Raw genomic sequence first — 20,493 nt, 5'->3', positions numbered from 1 at the left:
CCAATAAAAATAAAAACCTCTTCCAAATCGAAAGAGGTTTCATTATTTAAATCAAAAATTTTACTTCACAGAAATCTCATCCACAAAAATATAAGCATCTCCACCTGCGCCTTGATGCCATTCCGGAAGTTTTCCAAAATGATACGCTTTTACTTTCAGATAACGGGCTTCGGTAGGAAGAACTTCAGTTGTAAAATCTTTTATCTGAACATTTTCATCTTTAGCGTCAATGTTATTTTCCAAAGTTTTCAGGAGAATGAAAGTTTTTCCATCCATTGAAGCGTAATATTCGACTTTCTTTGGCATTAAAATCCATGCTCTGCTGTCTTGAAGATATGTCGAAGAAATTTGATTGATCTGCTGAGGCGATTTAAAATCAATAATGGCTTCAAACGTTTGTCCTTGGTAACCTTGCCATTCGCCTTTTCTCCAGTTCACGTCGCCGTTGATTCCGTCGATGATCGCCAGTTTTCCACCTGCTGTGTACTGCGGATTTACCGTTGCATTAATCGTTACGTCCCAATGATTTGGTCTTTTATTGAAATTAGATGTTGTAATCGAACTCTTCTCACCATTTCTTTCAGCATAAGTAGAAACTTGTGTTGTTTTGCTGATGGTAAATGGTTCTTTATACACTTTAAAAGTCTTTCTAACGTTGGCATCATTTTCATCCATCGTCATGTAATAGACTTTATCTTTTTCGTTCAATGGTGTGATTTTCACCTGAGTCGTAAAATCAAACAATCTGTCGGCAGCAATGACCGGAGAAGCGGTTTGTTCAGGATATTTTAAATCTTTCGCAACTTTTACATTTTCAAAACCTAAATGTTTAAGCTCACTTTTTGGAGTACTTTTCGTAATAACTCTTGTCGTACCGTCTTCTAAATATAATTTAATTTCATCAAAATAAGGTGTTACCGTTTCCCATTCAGGTTTCCCTGGAGTAACTGAATAAATTCCCATTGAGCTTAAAATAAACCATGCGCTCATCTGTCCACAATCTTCATTTCCAATCAAACCATCCGGAGCATTTTTGTAGAAATTATCTAGAATATATTTTATTTTCGCTTCTGTTTTCTGCGGTTTGTCAACGAAATTATAAAGGTAAGCGATGTGATGACTCGGTTCGTTTCCCTGTGCATATTGTCCCATCAATCCTGTAATATCAACTTGTTCTCTTCCTGTCGTTTTATCAGAAGCTGAGAAAATCGCATCAATAAATTGTTCAAATTTTTCTTTTCCGCCATGGGCTTCAATCAATCCCGGAATATCCTGCGGAACGGAATAAGAGTAATGCCACGAATTTCCTTCTGTATAATTATTGTTGACTTCACTTGGGTCAAATGGCTCATACCAGTTTCCGTTTTTTCTTGCCTGCATAAAACCGTTGTTCGGATTGTAAAGATTTTTCCAGTTTTGAGAACGTTTCATGAAATATTCGTAATCTTCTTTTTTGTTTAAAATCTTCGCCATCTGAGCAATACACCAGTCATCATAGGCATATTCTACAGTTTTAGAAACACTTTCATGCTCATCATCAATACTGATGTAGTTATTTTGTTTGTAAGCATTTAAACCAAAAATATCCTTCATTGCTGAATTTTTTGAAGCCTCAAACGCTTTTTCATAATCAAAACCTGTAATTCCTTTAGCCATCGCATCTGCAATGACTGAAACTCCGTGATAACCGATCATACATTCCGTTTCATTGGAAGCGAGTTCCCAAACCGGAATTCTTCCACCCTGTTCACGTTGCTTAATAAAAGTGTTAATGAAATCTGCCGTTCTTTTTCTGTCGATTAAAGTCATCAACGGATGCGCTCCTCTGAAAGTATCCCAAAGCGAGAAAACAGAGTAGTACCCGAAATCCTTCGCCATATAGAATTTATTGTCTCTCCCGCGGTATTTTCCGTCAACATCCATATTAATGTTGGGTTGCGTGAAAACGTGGTACAAAGCGGTGTAGAAAACCGTCATTTTATCTTTGTCGGCAGATTTAACTTCAATTTTGGATAGTTCTTTGTCCCAATCTGCAACTGCCTGGTTTTGAATTTCGTTGAAATTATTCGATTTTCCTTCAGCAAGCATATTTTTTCCGGCACCTTCATAACCTGTTGGAGAAATCGCCACTTTCACACTGATTTTTTCACCTTTCTTAACCGCTGAAGTTAATGCTAGAACTAATTTCGTTCCGGAAAAAGTATTGTTTTCATTCTCACCGTTGAATTCCTTTTTTGAAATCTTCATCGGTTTTGAAAACTCAATTCTTGCATAAATGTGTTGGTTCGTCGCCCAGGCTTCACTTCTTCTGAAAACTTCGATGGTTTTACTGTCGATGATTCTTACTTCACCTTCCAATAATTTATCTCTGTGATTTAAATCTAAAATAATATTGCCATTTCCGGCTTTGTTAAATTTATATTCATGATAGCCGACTCTTTTTGTCGTGGTTAAACGCACGTCGATGTTGTGTTTGTCTAATTTAACCGAATAAAATCCGGCAGTTGCTTTTTCGTTTTTATGCGAAAATTTTGATGAATATTCTTTTGGCGTTAAACCCGGATTTCCCATTGTAGGCATCAGCATAATGTCTCCGTAATCCGAAACTCCCGTTCCGTTGAGGTGCGTATGAGAAAATCCGTAAATCACCGAATCTGAGTAGTGATAACCGCTACAGCCATCCCAGCTTCCGTCGATTCTGGTGTCGGGTGAAAGCTGAACCATCCCAAAAGGCACTATTGCACCGGGAAAAGTATGACCGTGACCGCCTGTTCCGATAAACGGATTAACGTATTGAGAATAATTCTGAGCCTGTAAATAAAGGGTGAAAATAGAAAAAAAAAGTACGAATTTTTTAGAACTCATTGTAAATAATTTGATGTAAAAATGGTCTTAATTGATTTTAACAAATCTAACAAAAATCAACTACATATTGAAGATTCGTAAATAAATTTATTAATAAGCTAAGTAAGGAATCACCATAAAGTAGTATATCAATCAATCTATAAATTACCTAAATTTGATTATAACTAATAATTACAAACGCCATGAACTTTAAATTAATTGAAGTCGCCATCGGGCTTATCTTCGTGTATCTTTTACTCAGCATTTTTGCGATGGTTTTTATGGAAATGATCTCTACATTTCTGCGAATGAGAGGCGAGTTGCTGAAAAATACAATTGAAAAAATGCTTTTTAATAAGAATGAAAATCCAGAAAAAATCAACAAATTTTATGATCAGCCGCTTGTACTTTTTCTGGGTGATGATGTGACAACGTGGTCATTTCTGGATCGATTTATTTCAAAAAAATTTAAAAAGCTTCCCAGTTATCTTAAGTGTGAAGATTTTTACAGCACGTTTCTCACTTTTATCAATGATGAAAAATTCTCAGATTCTCTCACAGAAATCGAAGAGAAAATCTCTGCCGCTCCATTTGCTGAAAATACAAAATCACATCTCCGTTTTCTAATTCAGAAATCAAAAGGTGATGTCGTGAACTTTAAGAAGGAAATCTCTGCATGGTTTGAAGAATGTATGGCTCGTGCAAACACCTGGTATTCCAGAAAAGTACAGTATATCTTACTTTTCTTGGGTTTTGTAATTGCTGTTTCGGTAAATGGAGATACTTTGAGAATGATTCAAAAACTTAATAACGACGAAAAATTAAGAAATGAACTGGTAAAATCTGCAAGTGATTACATAAAGGAAAATCCTGATGCTCCTAAAGTTAAAACAGATGTAATTAAAACAAAAATAGGAGAAGAGTACAACAACCTCATCAGCGAATCTCATCAATTATTAGGTTGGGAAAAGAATTTGGATAAAAAATATTTTGATGATAAGCTAGACTTTCAGAATATTTTAGTTAAAATTTTCGGATTTTTACTCACAGCTGTTGCTATAAGTCTGGGTTCAAATTTTTGGTTTGATCTGCTCAAAAGACTTTTGAATATCAGAACTTTAGGAAAACCAACACAAAAATAATTTTGCCATGATTTTATATCTGTTTCTAATTGTTGCGCTCGCATTCATTGGCGCATATTTTTACGACAACTATTCTTCTTCATCAAGAAAAAATGAAGAGATTATTAAGAGTACAAGTATTCAATTTCCATACTATTTTGTTCCTCAGAAAGCTGTACAATGGTTTGATTTTTCAGGGCTTATCAATACTTTTAGGAGAGTTTCTCTGTCGGCAGATATTTTATCGGTTATTGATAAAAGGGAAGTTCAGACTGCGATGGGAAAAGATTCCGGAAAAGAACTTATCGAGAACAAATTCAATGCTTCCAAGGATGAGTTTTGGTTTGATTTTGTAGCGGATACTGGTGATGGTTTCGATCCTACGACTACTGTTCTTTATCACATGACTAGAGATTCTTACAATTATGAATACGAAAACCGGAATGATAACAACAAAGAAAAAATCACTTTAAACAGAGGTTATGCTTTGGTGATTGGCGGAGACCTGGTGTATCCTGCAGGTTCTGAAATGAATTACAGAGACCGATTCAAAGGACCCTTAAGATTTGTAGCATCAGCTACTGGAAAAGAAAGTCCGATATTGATTGCTACACCCGGAAATCATGATTGGTATGATGGTTTGAGTGCTTTTTTCAGACTGATGTGTCAGCAATGTAAGATTGGGGGTTATAAAACGGTGCAGAACAGAAGTTATTTTGCGTATTCTTTGAGAAAAAATGTTCATTTATTAGGAATAGACAATCAGCTTTTAGGTGATATTGATATTCCGCAGATGGATTTTTTCACCAGATATGTCAAAGATAACTCGCCCGAAAATTCTAAAAACCATATTATTCTTATCATTGCAGAGCCTTATTGGTACAATTACGATATTAAAGACCGCTACAAAAGAAGACAGAGAATGGATAGTCTCGAATTTATCATTCGCAGGCTTACTAATGCAGTTGTCAATCTTAAAAATAATTCCGAAATTATTTTCGATGTTATTGTAAGTGGTGACATACATCATTATTCGCATTATGAGATCGGTCAAAATCCTCAAAACGATAGTATAAACACAAAACATCTTATCACATCAGGCGGTGGTGGAGCATTTGGTCACGTCACCGATTTTTTGAAGGATAAAATAGCAATTCCGATATTGAACAAGGCTTCGGAGAAAGGAGTTGATTATGAATTGAAAAAAGTATATCCCTCTAAGGGAAAATCGCGTAAAAAAGTATTTTGGAATCTTATTTTCTTTATTCTGAATTACAAATTTACTGCTTTGATGCTTTTCTTTTCTCTTGCAATCACGTACATCTATAACTACAATGAAGATTTTATTCTTAGATTGATCATGTTATCGTTTTTCCCGCTAGTCCTGAATCTTATTGTGAATCAGGTGGCAAATCCGGAATGTTCAAATAAAGAAAAATGGATTAACAGGATTTCACATTTTGTGCTTTTTTCCGTCTCATTGGCTATCCAGATTTTTATATTTTACATCATTCCTAAATATGGAATTATCAATTTAAATGATATACAAATTTCGTCAAACATTGGTTTTATAAAAAAATGGCTGATTATTCCTGATAAGGCAGAATATTTCATTTTTCAGTGGGTAGTTTCCGGTATTTTGCAGTCACTCATTTTCGGGTGGTACATATTTTTTAGTTATCGGTTTTTCAAAGTTCATATCACAGAGGTTTCTTCAGGGAAAGTAAATAAAAATGATAAAAACTTTCTGAAGTTTAAAGTGACAGATACCGAAATTGTAATTTATGTAATTGGGATCGAAAAGTCTTACAACTGGATGTCGGTACTCAAAAAGAAAAAAGCTTCCGACTTACAAAACGATATGAATAATAAAGATCCGAAAGATTTTCTGAAAGATAATTTTGACATCGATGCGGATGAAAATGTGAAAATAATTGATAAAATAACCATAAAACTATAAAACCATGAGTACAAATTCAAATCAATCAAATGAAGGTTCGAATGAAGCTTTAATTTCTTATCAACAACTTAGAATGTTTATCGGAGTATTGGGACTTTTTCTATCATTAATGCTGTTTGTAACTACATTTTTATTGAATGATGAATCTCCTTTTAAGGTAAGTATCAGTCATTATTATTATAGTTTTGGACATATAATTTTTGTAGGAACACTTTGTATCATGGGAGGATTATTCGGAACATACAGAGGCAAACGAAAATATGAAAATATGATTTCAAATATTTGTGGAATTCTTGCAGTATTAGTCGCTGTTTTTCCGACAAAATTTGAAGGCTACGGAGGAAGCGTTTATATCCATGTAGAAAATTACGAAGAATGGTTTTCTTATGTGCATTATGCAAGTGCAGGATTGCTTTTCGCACTTTTTTCTGTTTATTGCTTTGCGTTTTTCCCAAAAACTGATGATGTGCCTGCAACTCCTCAAGAAATATTAAAGAAAAAACGTAGGGATATTTATTACAGAATTTGTGGTTGGGGAATTATCTTCAGTATTTTATTCATCGGGTTTATTGCCGTTATGGATCTTAGTAAAGATATAATTGTATCCAGCATGTTTTTGACATACTCAACTTTGATTTTTGAAACTACGTCTTTATTTTTCTTCTCCACTTCGTGGCTTTTAAAATCAAGCTCAACATGGAAAATAAAAATGTCTTTTTTCAGATAGCGCAAAATTTCAGGATTTATTTCACAATTTTCTTCCGTAAAAGAATTTGTCTATCTGTCTCTTTATTGATTCTAAATAGCTAAAATTTCCGTAAATTTGTAGACAATTTATATTTTTATGTTGACTAAAGAAAAAGTTCAGGATTTCCTTAAAGAAATAGAAGTGGATGATTTGGTGAGTAACTTTCAGGTAATGGGCAGCGATGTGTATATCGACATGACCGCTCATTCACCGGCAATGCACGAAAAAAAGAAGCTTGAGGCAGCAATGAAACAGGCTTTTGCAAGTGAATTTGGAGAAGAGATTAATTTAAAGCTAAAAATAGTTTCTCCCGAGCCAAGCGAAGTTCAGCTAAGTCAGATCAAAGGAAAACAAATCCCTGGAATTCAAAATATTATCGCCATCGCATCCGGAAAAGGAGGGGTTGGTAAGTCTACTGTTGCTGCCAATCTTGCGGTAACTTTAGCAAAAATGGGTTTTAAAGTCGGGATTTTAGATGCCGATATTTACGGGCCATCTGTTCCTACAATGTTCGATACAGAAGGTCAGAAGCCAATTTCTGTTGACGTCAACGGAAAAAGCTTAATGAAACCTATCGAAAATTACGGTGTGAAAATGCTTTCCATCGGATATTTTTCAGGAGCAAATCAAGCGGTGGTTTGGAGAGGTCCGATGGCTTCAAAAGCTTTGAACCAGATGATCAGAGATGCAGCTTGGGGAGAATTAGATTTCTTGTTGATCGACCTTCCTCCGGGAACTGGGGATATTCATTTGTCTATCATTCAGGAAGTTCCGGTAACGGGAGCAGTGATTGTAAGTACACCTCAACATGTTGCTTTGGCGGATGTTAGAAAAGGTATTGCAATGTTTAATATGGAAAGTATCAACATTCCTGTTCTTGGATTGATAGAAAATATGGCATATTTTACGCCGGAAGAATTACCTGAAAATAAATATTATATCTTTGGAAACCAGGGAGCGCAATATTTGGCAGATGATTTAAACATTCCTGTTCTGGGTGAAATTCCGTTGATTCAGAGCATTAGAGAAGCGGGAGATGTGGGAAGACCTGCAGCGCTTCAGGAAGGTTCTAAAATTGCAGAAATTTATACAGAAACTGCAAGAAAAATGGTAGAGAGTTTAGTAGAAAGAAATAAGTTTCTACCACCTACAGAAGCCGTGAAAATCACGACGATGGCAGGTTGTTCACCGAAAAAATAAATAATGATTTCAAATTAATTTTTGAAAAACCAAATTCGAATATGGAGACAAATATAGCACACGAACAAACTGTAACCAAGGTAATGGAAGCTCTTGAAAGCATCCGTCCCTTTTTAAATAAAGACGGTGGCGATATCGAGCTTTTGGATGTAAAAGATAATACCGTTTTTGTAAAACTTCTGGGAAACTGTTCAGGTTGCTCTCTTAATTTCTCAACTTTGAAATTAGGGGTAGAAAATACCATCAAACAACACGCTCCCGAAATTGAAAAGGTAGTGAATGTAGAATAAAAAATACGACGATATATTTTTTGAAGACAGATCTTGAAGGTCTGTCTTTTTTTGTTAATCAATTCAGTAGAAACGGGCTTTAGCCCGTTTTGAAATTAAAAAATTCCATTGGCTTTAGCCAAAATTTACTGTACATACATTCCTTTCTACTGGAATATTATTATTTTTGAATTTGACGGGAAATACTTAAAGCTAAAATGAAGAAACAAAACCCTGCAAATAGTAATATTCTAGAACTTCATCTTGAAAATCTTATTGAGAAATCATATCAAAATGACTTTGGAATAGATTTAGAGAAAATCCATCGTTCAAAAAAGCCTCGGTATGGAAATGAGAAAAGACTTCTTAAGGAGATAAATGAAAATAGTAGAATTGTTTTTCAAGATGGAATTAGTAAAGAATTTAAATTAATAAATTATAACGGACTTAACTATTTGATCGGAGATAAATCTGCTTATCCTTGTTCAGACATTGTCAGAATTGGGAATGGAATGAACTGGGTTATGTGTTACGCATTACCAAATAATCATAACATATCCGGAGAAACGGATATTAGAAAATCTGGAATTATTCTTCATTATTTTTCAGAAGTAATTTCACAGTTTAAAACTGAAGAGGAATTTAAAAGATTTGTAAACGCTGTTGAATTTGCATTTGGTGAAAACGAATGGTTTAATAAAAATAACTTTATTTTAAATCATTATCGGAACGTAAAGTTTTGGACGAGGAAAGAAAAGATAGATAAAATTTTGAGTGAAGGATTGGTTTCACCAAGAAAATATCTAATATATATTCTTTTCAAAAAAGAGAATTTAAAAACTGAAAAGATTATTCATAGTCTTTTAAGAAGTTTATCATTTAGTACTAAGACAATAATTAATGATGAATTATTTTTAGAATTTTTAGATCAATTGAATTTAGAGGAGATTGAAGAATTCTTTTGCTTGGATTATCTACGCAGTAATACTAAAATTGATAAAATTTCATATACTCTTTTAGGAGATATGTTAGTCATAAATAATAACTACAGTAGACAATATGTAGATTGGGACAAGAAAATTTTTATTTCTGATGAGGTTAAAAAGATTTTTTATTCTCGTCTAAAAAACAATTATCGAAATTTAGAAAATCATATTCGGCAGGAAAAAGGATTTGATGAAGTTGGTAGTTATGTCTTGGAAAAGCATTTGCTTCAGCTAGTGTCGAAAGAATTCCCAAATTATGCCATTATAAGTCAACATTCTCCTAAATGGCTGCAAGGACAAAGGTTTGATATTTTTATTGAAGAATTACAGGTAGCCATTGAGTATAACGGTATTCAACATTTTAAATCAATAGATTTTTTTGGTGGCGATGAAGGTTTAGCTAAAACTCAATTTTTGGATAATCAAAAACGAGAACGATCTTTAAAAAATGGAGTGAAAGTCTTTAATATTGATTACAATCAAGATTTTAATGAAAGTTTTTCAAAGTTGATTATTTCACTCAAAAATTTAAAAATTTAAAATTGCTTCTTATGAATAAAAACAAAAAGCCCCGAAAAATCTCGAGGCTTCATTAAAATCAAATATGAAAATTTTACTTTACAATTACTCTCTTCACTTCTCCTTCTGAAGTTTTAATTAAATAAACTCCGGTGTTTAGTTTTGAAGTGTCGATGGTTAAGGCAGATTTTTCTTTTCCAAGAAGTTTTCCGCTCATGTCATACAATTCATAACCCTGAGCTCTGTTGAAATATAAGGTGTTTCCTTTGTTCACAGGATTCGGGAAGATGTTGAAGGTTGCTTTCTCGGTTTTAACTTCACCCGTAGATAACGTTGACGAAAGGGCAACTTCATACATCGACAAAGTTCCGCTGATCTCGTTGGCAACGATAACGTAACCTTTTCCGTTATTCATATTTGCAGGCGGAATGTACGTGATTCCTTCCGGACCGTTGTCTCCTCCAAATGCAGAAGTTGATCTTGAATGTTTGTAATCTACAAAAATCACGTTGTTCGGATCTGTAACGTTATAAACCATCACACCGCCGGTTCTTTCCAAAGTGATGAATGCGAAAGTCTGCGTTCCGATGGTTCCTAAAGTTACGCCTTCCGGTTCAGGACCTTTTGCACGACTTCGGGTTTTGGCTCCGTTGGCTTCGTTATCGGCATTGAAAATCAATGGATGGTAGGCTGCAGTGTGTCTTTCAAACTGATCTCCGCTATCGAAAACTAACTGTTTGGTATCTGTATTGAAAATTGAGAATGATCTTGCTCCCAAAGCATGAATTTCTTCGTATTCAGCATCACCATCTGTATTTCCGTTGACACTTGTTGTTCTGAATCTTCCTAGATTATGAGAAGCTTTTAAAATCGAAGCATTCGGGAAAACTGTTGAATCTAAACCATATCCATTGGCTCCCACTGTTGTTCTTTCACTAAATCCGCCTAAATCTTTTTCGTCTCCTTCGTTTGCAGTAACCAGATAATTGGTATTTCCGATTTTATAAGATGCCATTGCATCTGGATTGTAATACGCTTTTACAGGCCAGTTGGCAATCAAAACTTCACCGTTATTGTCTGAAGCGTCGAAGCCGTTTCCGGGAAGACTCATGTCTTTTTTACCTAATCCCCAAATTCCAGTCAATGCTTTTGTCGCTAAATTAACCTCAATGATCGCATTGTTTTCCTGACAAGAAACCCATGCCTTCTGGCTGTCCGGACTGATAGCAATGTATTCAGGTTCTAAATCCTGAGCCAAAGTGCTCGTTGACTTTACTTTTCTTCCTCCGGTCGCTGCCAAAGTAGCTTCCGTTCCGTTAAACTGAGTGAATCCAAGTGTGGTAACATTCGTTTGCGTCAAAGCCTGAATTCCTGCCACCGTCAAAGTAGGTACGTCAATAATGCTGATTGAACCTTCGGGATCTACTGTGTAGGCATCGTTGGGTTCGCCTTCGTTGGCAGTCATTACTTTTGTTCCGTCTGGTGTAAACGTGATCATGTCTGGCAAAACGCCAACGTTAAGTTGTTTCAGGAAAACTCCATTAATGTCGAAAAATACAACCGAACCATTTCCTTGAGGATTTGTTCCGTTCGGAGAAGCTACTGCGATAATTCCGTTCTTTACTGCGATGCTCGTAATCCCTCCGTAAGGTGCCATATTAACAGTTTGAATAACTGTTGGTGTAGTCGGATTTGAGAAATTAATGATATCAAAAACATCGGTTAACGAACTGATCGTAAATAATCTTTGTGTTGCTGCATCGTGAACTACAATTTCAGTAGAACTTGTGCTGTTTCCTGAAGGATCAAAACTTCCGATATAATTTAATGAAATTTGATTGGAAGGAACCGGAGCCGCTTTATCATTATCAATAATATAAACAGTAGAATTAGTATCGCCTGTAATCGTTGCACCAACCGGATTCTCAAGGCCAACCACAAAATATTCAGCCTGCTGCTCTTCCAAAGTATCGTCGATGATCGGAATATTAACTGTGACGCTTGTCGTTGATGGCGTAATGTTAATGGTTTGAGTAGCTAAAGTAAAATCACTGCTGTTAGCTGTATTGAAAGAAGCGGGTTTTACCACCAAATTCACAGTTGCATTCGAAGGGTTGGTCACATTGATCTTAAATGCTAAAGTTCCAGCATTTTCATTGACTTTAATTAAGTTTTTCTCCAGGACAATGCTCGTTCCTGCTGTAGTGAAAGTACTTGAAGCCGCCGCCGTTACCGCATTGTCGCTCGTATCTTCAATTAGATTGGGTTTTAAAGCTAAATAATAGGTCTGATTCGGAACCAAACCAGCGGTTGGAATTACCGTTATTGCATTGTTGGCGAAAGTCGTGGTGAAAGGAACAACAGTTCCGGTAGCGTTGTTTAATCTTAATTCAACCAAACTTTGAGCGTTCGAAGAAGTGATTGCAGAGTTGTCAATTAATCTTACGTTTTCGTTAAATGTAATCGTAGGATTTACTGTTGTAGAAGCGTTGTTCACGTTGTTTGCAGGCAAATAGGCAACGGTCGGTGGAGTCGTGTCAACACCTCCTGTCGGAGTGGCATCAACGGTGAAGTTATCAAATCTGTTGTTTCCTACAGCTCCTCCGCCACCTTGAGAGAATTCTACTTTTAACTTAAAATTTGGGTTGTTTGAAACTCCTGCAATTGCTGAAAAATCAAACGTGATCAATTGTGGGTTGGCGTCCTGTGAAGTTACTGTTTGGTAAGGGACAAAAGTAGTTCCGTCTAAAGAGTAAAACCAGTTTTGATTTCCTGCTCCTGATCCCGATCTTCTTGTTGTGAATTTTACGACAACATTGTTATATCCTGTAGTTGGTAAAAGAAACTGCACATTTCCGTTGATCGGATAATTATATCTTAAATGTGTTCCGGAAGCGTCACCGTTTCTGGCGTTCAAATTTTCAATATTGAAATTTTGATTGGTACCATTTGCAAAATCAACGTAAGTATCAGTATTTCCTGTTCCGGTAGACACTGCTGTGATTGAACCATTCAAAAGCGATGATGTTGGAGTGGTAATTGCTGCAAGAGATGTACTGTTGTTAAAGTTCCAGTAATGAACTAAGGTAGTCTGTGCAGTAAGCGCACCGTGAAATAATGCGGCGATAGGCAAGAGGCCTCTCAAAAGGTATTTGTTCTTCATTTTTACAATTTATTATTTATGCAAAAATGAAGGTTGTAGGTTGTGAGGGTTTTACGGGAAGGTTATGAAATGGTTAAATATTTAATTAAATAATGAACGTTCTTTAAATTATTATTAAATATTGTTAGCATCACAAAAATAATAAAATGACTTTTCATTTTAATTGTATTTGGTCAAATTATTCTTCATCAGGGAGAAGTCCTGTTTTATGACCGCTTACTTTTCCTGATTCTTCAATAGATTTCATTTTCTTTTTTTCTAAAAATTTTCCTGTCCATGGATTAAAAACATAAACATCAAATTTATATATAATACCTTTCCTATCTTCTGATTTTTTATAATGAATTTTGTCAACTAGATTTGTAATATAATATCTAAAATGACCATTATAAAACTCTTTAGTTTTCAAGCTTTCCCAAACTAAATAATCTTGAACTTTCCCACTATTGTTGCTGTTAAGTCCTTTTTTATTTGCAATTGCGATTGCATCATCTTTTGAAATTCTGAATATTTTATTTTTTTCTTTAATTTTCTCAAAACCAGCGTAATTATAATAATGTTCTTGGGGAACAAACTGTCCGTTCTTATCAATTTCAATTCGTAAGTAGGTTGGCTTATCAGTTTTTTTTAATCTAATACTGTAATCGAAAATAAAGCGATTGGGTCTATCTGTCAAAGGTTCATCCCACGAACCTACATATTTACTATTTTCATATGCAGAACAATAAAACTCGAAAATCACATGATTATTCATGAATTTTTCACCATAATTTTCAAGAATCAATTTATCTGCTTTTTTTTTCGTCTCAACTAATAAATCGTAATATGGGTAAAGCTTTGAATTAATAATACAAGTATTTTTATCATAATCTCTAGAGTACATCAAATCACCGTCTTCATTATATTCCTGCCAAAAGCCTAGCCGTTTATGTTGTTTTGTGGTCCAGCCTTTACTTTTTAATTTTAGTGTGTCATTGATAAATGTAACTTTACTCCAAATAGAATCTTTATACTTGTATATTTCATTAAAAACCTTGTATTTTGAATTTTTAATTATTTCAATACGGGTACTATCAGTCTCTATTATTTTCTTTTCAAATTGGGCATAAAAAAATATATTTAGAAAAGTAAGATTGATTATTATAATTTTCTTTAAATACATAATTCTTTACCTTAATTATTCAGAAACTTGAGTTATTATGATTACTTCCGTTAAGCAGAATTTGAATGAGGAAATTTTTTACTTATAACATGTATAACATTATTCCTCCCCCGAAACCCTCTCATAAATATTATGAATCAATCCATCCGCAACAGAAATTTTCGGAACAAAAATTTTGTTGATTTCTGCCCAATGCATCACGAAATTGTAGATTTTCAAGGCGTGAACCAAAACATCCGCTCTGTCCTGTCGGAAACCATATTTGGTCATTCTTTCCTCAACGGTTAAATCATTAAATTCTTTGTAAGCCTTCTTCAGATAAGCGATTGACATCGGTTTGCCGTCTTTGGTTTTGCTCATCGAGAACACTTTATTGATGTTTCCGCCTGATCCGATGGCGACAATCTGTTTTTTGCTGCTGATGTTGGCCTTTATTTCCTCTTTCATTTCCTTCCAGTTGTCTTCTGTCACGAGATTGTTGAGAAGACGGATCGTTCCGATGTTGAAAGATTTTTCGTAGACCATTTGATCGTTTTCGTAGAAAGTAAGCTCTGTAGAACCACCGCCAACATCTACATAAAGATAGGCGAAATCTTTGTCAAGACCTTCTGCAACGTGGTTTTCGTACACTAAAGTCGCTTCCTCATCTCCGGAAATAATTTCTATCGAAAGATCTGCGTAATTTTTTACTTTTTCAATAATATCTTTTCCATTTTCGGCATCTCGCATCGCACTTGTAGCGCAGGCTCTGTAATGTTCAACTTTATAAATTTTCATTAAATCACTGAAAATTTTCATTGAATCTAAGACCATTTTTTCTCTTTCAACCCCGATTTTTCCAAGGGTGAAGACATCCATTCCTAATCGTAAAGGGATTCGCAGGAGATTTAATTTAATAAATTCCGGTTTTCCGTTTTGAATTTTTACCTCGTTGATTAAAAGTCGGGCTGCATTACTTCCTATGTCTATCGCTGCAATGATCATTTTTAGATTGTATTTTATTGAATTTCAGTTGTTTAATTTAAAATCGAATGTTTTTAAAAATCGAATGTACAAAAATTTATTGTTTATAATGATTTTGAGCTACTTTAAACCCTTATCATGAACTATTTTCCAGTCGTTTTCGCTTTCAGATATTTATACGTTTCAATTTGCGAGCGGCATTCTTTCTGGTCGTTGCTGATGTACTCGTTGCTCAGTTTTTTATCTAAAATTCTTGCTTTCACATTGTCTCTCAATTGAATATCCAAAATATCTTTCAGCTCTTTTTTTAGATTTTTATCTGTGATTTTTGCAGCGGCTTCAATTCTGTAGTCCAAATTTCTGTTCATCCAGTCGGCTGACGAAATGTACATATCTTCAGAACCTTTATTGTAGAAATACATTACTCTTGCATGCTCAAGATATTCGTCTACAATACTGATGGCTTTTATTTTTTCTTTAAAATCTTTCTGATTAATGGCACAATAAATTCCACGTACAATTATTTTAATCACCACACCTGCTTCTGCAGCTTCATACATTTTTAAAATCAATCCACGATCACTTATAGAATTGGCTTTTACGATCATTTGTGCTTTTCTGCCCGCTTTTGCTTCTTCAATTTCTTTATCGATATGCTGCACAATTTTTTCACGCATAAACTGTGGACAAACCATTAGGTTTTTGCACGTTTTCAACACAGAAAGATAATCTTCTTTAGGTTTTTTAAGTACCGTGAAAACTTTATTAATATCTGCCATAATGCCTCTGTCAGAAGTCATTATCAAATGGTCACCGTAGATTCTAGCGGTTTTTTCGTTGAAATTTCCTGTGCTTACAAAACCATATTGCAACGTTTTGTTGTGTACACGTTTTTTGATGATACATAATTTAGCATGAACTTTTTTGTCAGGAATTCCTATTAAAACAGTGATTCCTTCCGGTTCAAACATTTCTTTCCACATCAGATTTGACTCTTCATCAAATCTTGCCTGAAGCTCAAGCATTACCGTCACTTCTTTGCCATTTCGGGCAGCGTAGATTAAAGCGTTGCTTATTTTTGAATTGCTGGCTAAACGATAAGCCGTAATCTGAATAGATTTTACATCGGGATCCATTGCGGCTTCACGCAACAAATCGATTACTGGCGTATAAGTATGATAAGGAAAACTTAATAAGACATCTTGTTTCAAAATTACATCAGTTACTCTTTCACCGTGCTCAAAAGCCTGATGCGTAAATGAAGTTCTTTCTACAGGTTTTTTATAATATTCAAAAACATCCGGGAAATCCATAAAATGTTTGAAATTATGAATCTTTCCACCAGGGATGATGCTGTCTTTCTTGCTTAAATTTAATTTTCGGATGAGCAGTTCGAGTAAAGCCTTATCCATATCTTTATCGAAAACAAAACGGGTAGGTTTTCCTTTTCGTCTGTTTTTAAGACCTTTTTCTATTTTCTCGGCAAAATTGGTTTTGATGTCATTATCGATGTCCATTTCTGCATCTTTTGTGACTTTAAAAGAGTTGGCAGAAAACTCGTCATATCCGAAATAGGAAAAAATGTGTGGCAAGTTAAATGTAATGACATCTTCTAAAAGCATGACATTTTTTTCTTCTAAATCTTCAGTAGGCAAAAGCACAAATCTTCCCACAAAACGTGAAGGAATCTCAATAATTGCATAATTGCTGTGATATTGCCAGTCTTTTTTTCTCATGGCAACGCCCAAGTACAAACTTTTGTCTCTGTAGTAAGGCATTGGCGTATTTTCATGAAGAAGAATAGGAATCACGTTTGATTCTACGACCTCATCAAAATATTGTCTTGCAAACTCCTTTTGTCTCGCACTCAGATTTTTTGAAGTTTTAATGAAAACTTTCTGCTCTGCCATTTCAACCTGAATTTTTTTCCAGGTTTTGTCGAAGTCTGCCTGTTGTTTGATGACAATTTCGTTAATCCTCTGAAGAATTTTCGATGGCGGCTGATAGAAAGATTCTGCAATTACTTTTTCCTTAAAATCCATTGCACGTTTAAGACCTGCAACTCGCACTCTGAAAAATTCATCTAAATTGTTTGAAAAAATACCAAGGAACCTGATTCTAAGATGCAAAGGCACATTTTCGTCCATTGCCTCTTGTAAAACTCTTTCATTAAACGCCAACCAGGTAATATCTCTGGGATTAAAATGTACTGACATAGGTATTAGTAAAATTTATCAAAAATAATAATAAAACTCATGTTTTATCTGATTCTAAAGTTAATTCTTAATTAAATTTTTAGTTGAAGGAAAAGTCATTAAAGCAATGAAATTATTTTTTAGACACATAAGTCACATTAGATTTACAGAAAATGTTTGAAAGCAACAGAAGGCTTCGACAGAATCAGTCTGACACCGGCGATGATTAAAAAAATCTAAATAATGTCATCTGAGCTTGTTGAAGGATTTTGTAAACTTTTTAATAATAAAACATTTTAAAAATCTTTGTCACTTTTGAGGTGAAAAAACAAGTTGATTACTGTCATCTTAGAACATATTATGTTTAAAATTTGTCTCGGTTTTATTTAAAAATAATCGAAACTGTCAATTTGTCACAAAAATTCTAATGGTACAGATATTGAGAAAGTGAGAGTGTAATTAAACTTTAAAATTAGAAAATAAAATATTATGAGTAAAATAATCGGAATTGACTTAGGTACTACCAACTCTTGCGTTGCAGTAATGGAAGGTAAAGATGCTGTAGTGATCCCTAATGCAGAAGGAAAAAGAACAACGCCTTCTATTGTAGCGTTTACAGAAGATGGTGAAAGAAAAGTAGGAGATCCTGCAAAAAGACAGGCTGTAACAAACCCTACAAAAACTGTATATTCTATCAAAAGATTCATCGGAACACATTTCAAAGATGATGCTTCTGAAGTTTCAAGAGTACCTTACGCAGTAGTAAGCGGACCAAATGATACGGTAAAAGTAAAAATCGACGACAGAGAATATACGCCACAGGAAATTTCTGCAATGATCCTTCAGAAAATGAAGAAAACTGCTGAAGATTATCTTGGACAGGAAGTAACAAGAGCGGTAATTACTGTTCCGGCTTACTTTAACGATGCTCAGAGACAAGCTACTAAAGAAGCAGGAGAAATCGCAGGTCTTAAAGTAGAAAGAATCATCAATGAGCCTACAGCAGCAGCTTTGGCTTATGGTATGGACAAGTCTCATAAAGACCAAAAAATCGCAGTTTACGATTTAGGTGGTGGTACTTTTGACGTTTCTATCCTTGATTTAGGAGACGGAGTTTTCGAAGTATTATCTACAAATGGTGATACACACTTAGGAGGTGATGACTTTGATGATGTAATTATCAACTGGATGGCAGACGAATTCAAAGCTGAAGAAGGTGTAGATCTTAAAGGTGATGCTATCGCATTACAAAGATTGAAAGAAGCTGCTGAAAAAGCAAAAATCGAATTGTCTTCTTCTCCTCAAACTGAAATCAACCTTCCATATATTACAGCTACAGCTACAGGTCCTAAACACTTAGTGAAGACTTTAACTAAAGCTAAATTTGAGCAGTTATCTGCAGACTTGGTAAGAAGATCTATGGAGCCTTGTAAAAAAGCGCTTTCTGATGCAGGTCTTTCTATCTCAGATATTGACGAAGTGATTTTGGTAGGTGGTTCTACAAGAATCCCAATTATTCAAGAGGAAGTTGAGAAATTCTTCGGTAAAAAACCTTCAAAAGGGGTTAACCCGGATGAGGTTGTAGCAATTGGTGCAGCTATCCAAGGTGGAGTTCTTACAGGAGATGTGACAGACGTACTTTTATTAGACGTTACGCCACTTTCTTTAGGTATCGAAACTATGGGGTCTGTTTTCACTAAATTAATTGATGCAAACACAACGATCCCAACTAAAAAATCTGAAGTATTCTCTACAGCTTCTGACAACCAGCCAGCTGTAAGCATTAGAGTAGGACAAGGTGAAAGACCAATGTTCAACGATAACAAAGAAATCGGTAGATTTGACTTGACAGATATTCCACCAGCACAAAGAGGAGTTCCTCAGATCGAAGTTACTTTCGATATCGATGCAAACGGAATCTTGAGCGTTTCTGCTAAAGATAAAGGAACTGGTAAAGAGCAATCTATTAAAATCCAAGCATCTTCAGGTCTTTCTGACGAGGAGATCGAAAGAATGAAAAAAGAAGCTCAGGAAAACTCTGCAGCAGACAACAAGAGAAAAGAAGAAGTTGAAATCTTCAACAAAGCTGACGGATTGATCTTCCAGACTGAGAAGCAATTGAAAGAATTTGGTGATAAATTATCTGCTGACAAAAAAGCAGCGATCGAAACTGCTCACGCAGAGTTGAAAACCGCTTTCGAAGCTAAAAACGGTGACGATGTAAAAGCTAAAACCGAGGCTCTAGATGCAGCTTGGATGGCAGCATCTGAAGAAATGTATGCACAAGGTCAAGGTGCTGAAGCAGGAGCACAAGACCAAAGTCAGGCAAACGGAGCGGAAGACGTTCAGGATGCAGATTTTGAGGAAGTGAAATAAGACTCAGCGAGTCAAGCAATATATAGAATCCCCGAGCTTAAGAGCTTGGGGATTTTTTGTTATTTTGTAGAGTATTAAAAAAATATATTTTCTATGATGAAGAATCTATTGAATAAAAACCTGATTTATTTAGGATTGTTTTTTGTTGGTGTTATATTGCTTATAGTTTTTTTTACTAAAATTAAAAAAACTGATGAAGATGTTCATCAAAGTAAATTTGAGGAGACGAAAAAATATATAAAAGGTTCGATAGCAAATGTAAATACAAGTCAAGTATATATTTTAGAGCCAACTCCTGAATATTCTATAAAAAAACCACTTATTCTTAAAGTTGTTGATGTCAAAACAGATACAATAAAGATGATGAGGTTTTCGAAAGATAAATTCATAAATCTTAATCCTTACTTATCTGTAAAGGAATTACTTAAAGAAGAAAATAGTGGAAGGATTGTTTCACTTTCCAAGCAAGATTTAATAAAAGCGATAAGAAATATAGACGAAGTTGTTGCATCTCCAAAATCTGATTTTCTTTTTGAAGGAGTAAAGTATTGGATTTCGACTGTTTATAATATTGAAAGCCCATTCTTTGAAGTAAGAAAGTTTCGGAAAGATTCAGGTAGTGGCAAGGATGACGGTTTTGTTATAATAAATTATGGAGGAAGCGGGAAAATTTTATCAATAAAACCTATTGAAAATGAAGTGAGGATAATTACTCAGTTTCCCAAAAAAATATCATATTTTGATAATAATGGGAGTCAAAATGCTTTTATAAAAGTTGAAGCTGAAAATCTTTATTATGATAAATATTACAATTTTAATATGGAAGTTTTAGATTCACTTAATCATAAACTTTTATTCAAGATTTGTTTGAAGTCAAATGATAACTATATTTATCAATTAAATAAAGAATAGAATATCAATTATCAATCAATTATTAATAAATGAATCCCCAAGCGAAAGTTTGGGGATTTTTTTTGTTTACAAATG

Annotated in this window: 13 protein-coding genes; 8 read left to right on the top strand and 5 right to left on the bottom strand. The window is 34.6% G+C overall.

Going from position 1 to position 20,493, the window contains the following annotated elements; translation table 11 throughout:
• Positions 1-60 precede the first annotated feature (60 nt).
• Positions 61-2,865, bottom strand: coding sequence for a GH92 family glycosyl hydrolase (locus LNP04_RS06045; RefSeq protein ID WP_229985659.1), 2,805 nt, complete (start codon positions 2,863-2,865; stop codon positions 61-63).
• 182 nt (positions 2,866-3,047) lie between these two features.
• Here LNP04_RS06045 and LNP04_RS06040 point away from each other — a divergent pair, with 182 nt between their 5' ends.
• From LNP04_RS06040 to LNP04_RS06015, 6 genes are all read left to right on the top strand, one after another.
• Positions 3,048-3,986 (top strand): hypothetical protein, encoded by a 939-nt coding sequence (locus tag LNP04_RS06040; RefSeq protein ID WP_229985658.1) that lies wholly within the window; start codon positions 3,048-3,050, stop codon positions 3,984-3,986.
• Between the two features lie 7 nt (positions 3,987-3,993).
• On the top strand, positions 3,994-5,925 hold the full coding sequence (locus LNP04_RS06035) for a hypothetical protein (protein WP_229985657.1): 1,932 nt from the start codon (positions 3,994-3,996) through the stop codon (positions 5,923-5,925).
• Positions 5,926-5,929: 4 nt separating this feature from the next.
• A complete protein-coding gene (locus tag LNP04_RS06030; RefSeq protein ID WP_229985656.1) occupies positions 5,930-6,652 on the top strand; it encodes a hypothetical protein in 723 nt (240 codons plus the stop codon).
• A gap of 117 nt (positions 6,653-6,769) precedes the next feature.
• Positions 6,770-7,873, top strand: a complete 1,104-nt coding sequence (locus tag LNP04_RS06025; RefSeq protein ID WP_229985655.1) for an Mrp/NBP35 family ATP-binding protein — start codon at positions 6,770-6,772, stop codon at positions 7,871-7,873.
• A gap of 41 nt (positions 7,874-7,914) precedes the next feature.
• Positions 7,915-8,163 carry a NifU family protein gene (locus LNP04_RS06020; RefSeq protein WP_052188000.1) on the top strand — a complete coding sequence of 83 codons (249 nt, stop codon included), beginning with the start codon at positions 7,915-7,917 and terminating at the stop codon, positions 8,161-8,163.
• Positions 8,164-8,360: 197 nt separating this feature from the next.
• Positions 8,361-9,668, top strand: a complete 1,308-nt coding sequence (locus LNP04_RS06015; protein WP_229985654.1) for a hypothetical protein — start codon at positions 8,361-8,363, stop codon at positions 9,666-9,668.
• A gap of 73 nt (positions 9,669-9,741) precedes the next feature.
• Here LNP04_RS06015 and LNP04_RS06010 read toward each other — a convergent pair whose 3' ends face one another.
• The 4 genes from LNP04_RS06010 to ppk1 all read right to left on the bottom strand — a co-directional run bounded on the left by LNP04_RS06010 (position 9,742) and on the right by ppk1 (position 17,151).
• Positions 9,742-12,810 carry a choice-of-anchor I family protein gene (locus LNP04_RS06010; RefSeq protein ID WP_229985653.1) on the bottom strand — a complete coding sequence of 1,023 codons (3,069 nt, stop codon included), beginning with the start codon at positions 12,808-12,810 and terminating at the stop codon, positions 9,742-9,744.
• A gap of 178 nt (positions 12,811-12,988) precedes the next feature.
• Positions 12,989-13,972 (bottom strand): hypothetical protein, encoded by a 984-nt coding sequence (locus tag LNP04_RS06005; protein ID WP_229985652.1) that lies wholly within the window; start codon positions 13,970-13,972, stop codon positions 12,989-12,991.
• Positions 13,973-14,071: 99 nt separating this feature from the next.
• Entirely contained in the window at positions 14,072-14,956 is an 885-nt protein-coding gene (locus LNP04_RS06000) for an exopolyphosphatase (RefSeq protein WP_229985651.1), read from the bottom strand.
• 122 nt (positions 14,957-15,078) lie between these two features.
• Entirely contained in the window at positions 15,079-17,151 is a 2,073-nt protein-coding gene (gene ppk1, locus LNP04_RS05995) for a polyphosphate kinase 1 (RefSeq protein ID WP_229985650.1), read from the bottom strand.
• A 468-nt stretch (positions 17,152-17,619) separates the two neighbouring features.
• Between ppk1 and dnaK the strand changes: the two genes are divergently transcribed.
• Together dnaK and LNP04_RS05985 are read left to right on the top strand one after the other, a co-directional pair.
• A complete protein-coding gene (gene dnaK / locus LNP04_RS05990; RefSeq protein WP_229985649.1) occupies positions 17,620-19,506 on the top strand; it encodes a molecular chaperone DnaK in 1,887 nt (628 codons plus the stop codon).
• Between the two features lie 93 nt (positions 19,507-19,599).
• A complete protein-coding gene (locus LNP04_RS05985) occupies positions 19,600-20,418 on the top strand; it encodes a hypothetical protein (protein ID WP_229985648.1) in 819 nt (272 codons plus the stop codon).
• The last annotated feature ends 75 nt before the right edge of the window (positions 20,419-20,493 follow it).

The sequence above is a fragment of the Chryseobacterium sp. C-71 genome (assembly GCF_020911865.1).
Classification (GTDB): domain Bacteria; phylum Bacteroidota; class Bacteroidia; order Flavobacteriales; family Weeksellaceae; genus Chryseobacterium.
Note: the sequence above shows the minus strand (reverse complement) of the source record. Positions and strands in the feature narration are given on the sequence as shown.

What these genes read in the sequence shown, in the direction of transcription:
- LNP04_RS06045 (WP_229985659.1), bottom strand. Translation starts at nt 2,865, where the DNA reads ATGAGTTCTAAAAAATTCGTACTTTTTTTTTCTATTTTCACCCTTTAT.
- LNP04_RS06020 (WP_052188000.1), top strand. Translation starts at nt 7,915, where the DNA reads ATGGAGACAAATATAGCACACGAACAAACTGTAACCAAGGTAATGGAA.
- dnaK (WP_229985649.1), top strand. Translation starts at nt 17,620, where the DNA reads ATGAGTAAAATAATCGGAATTGACTTAGGTACTACCAACTCTTGCGTT.
- ppk1 (WP_229985650.1), bottom strand. Translation starts at nt 17,151, where the DNA reads ATGTCAGTACATTTTAATCCCAGAGATATTACCTGGTTGGCGTTTAAT.
- LNP04_RS06025 (WP_229985655.1), top strand. Translation starts at nt 6,770, where the DNA reads ATGTTGACTAAAGAAAAAGTTCAGGATTTCCTTAAAGAAATAGAAGTG.
- LNP04_RS06000 (WP_229985651.1), bottom strand. Translation starts at nt 14,956, where the DNA reads ATGATCATTGCAGCGATAGACATAGGAAGTAATGCAGCCCGACTTTTA.
- LNP04_RS05985 (WP_229985648.1), top strand. Translation starts at nt 19,600, where the DNA reads ATGATGAAGAATCTATTGAATAAAAACCTGATTTATTTAGGATTGTTT.
- LNP04_RS06040 (WP_229985658.1), top strand. Translation starts at nt 3,048, where the DNA reads ATGAACTTTAAATTAATTGAAGTCGCCATCGGGCTTATCTTCGTGTAT.
- LNP04_RS06010 (WP_229985653.1), bottom strand. Translation starts at nt 12,810, where the DNA reads ATGAAGAACAAATACCTTTTGAGAGGCCTCTTGCCTATCGCCGCATTA.
- LNP04_RS06015 (WP_229985654.1), top strand. Translation starts at nt 8,361, where the DNA reads ATGAAGAAACAAAACCCTGCAAATAGTAATATTCTAGAACTTCATCTT.
- LNP04_RS06035 (WP_229985657.1), top strand. Translation starts at nt 3,994, where the DNA reads ATGATTTTATATCTGTTTCTAATTGTTGCGCTCGCATTCATTGGCGCA.
- LNP04_RS06030 (WP_229985656.1), top strand. Translation starts at nt 5,930, where the DNA reads ATGAGTACAAATTCAAATCAATCAAATGAAGGTTCGAATGAAGCTTTA.
- LNP04_RS06005 (WP_229985652.1), bottom strand. Translation starts at nt 13,972, where the DNA reads ATGTATTTAAAGAAAATTATAATAATCAATCTTACTTTTCTAAATATA.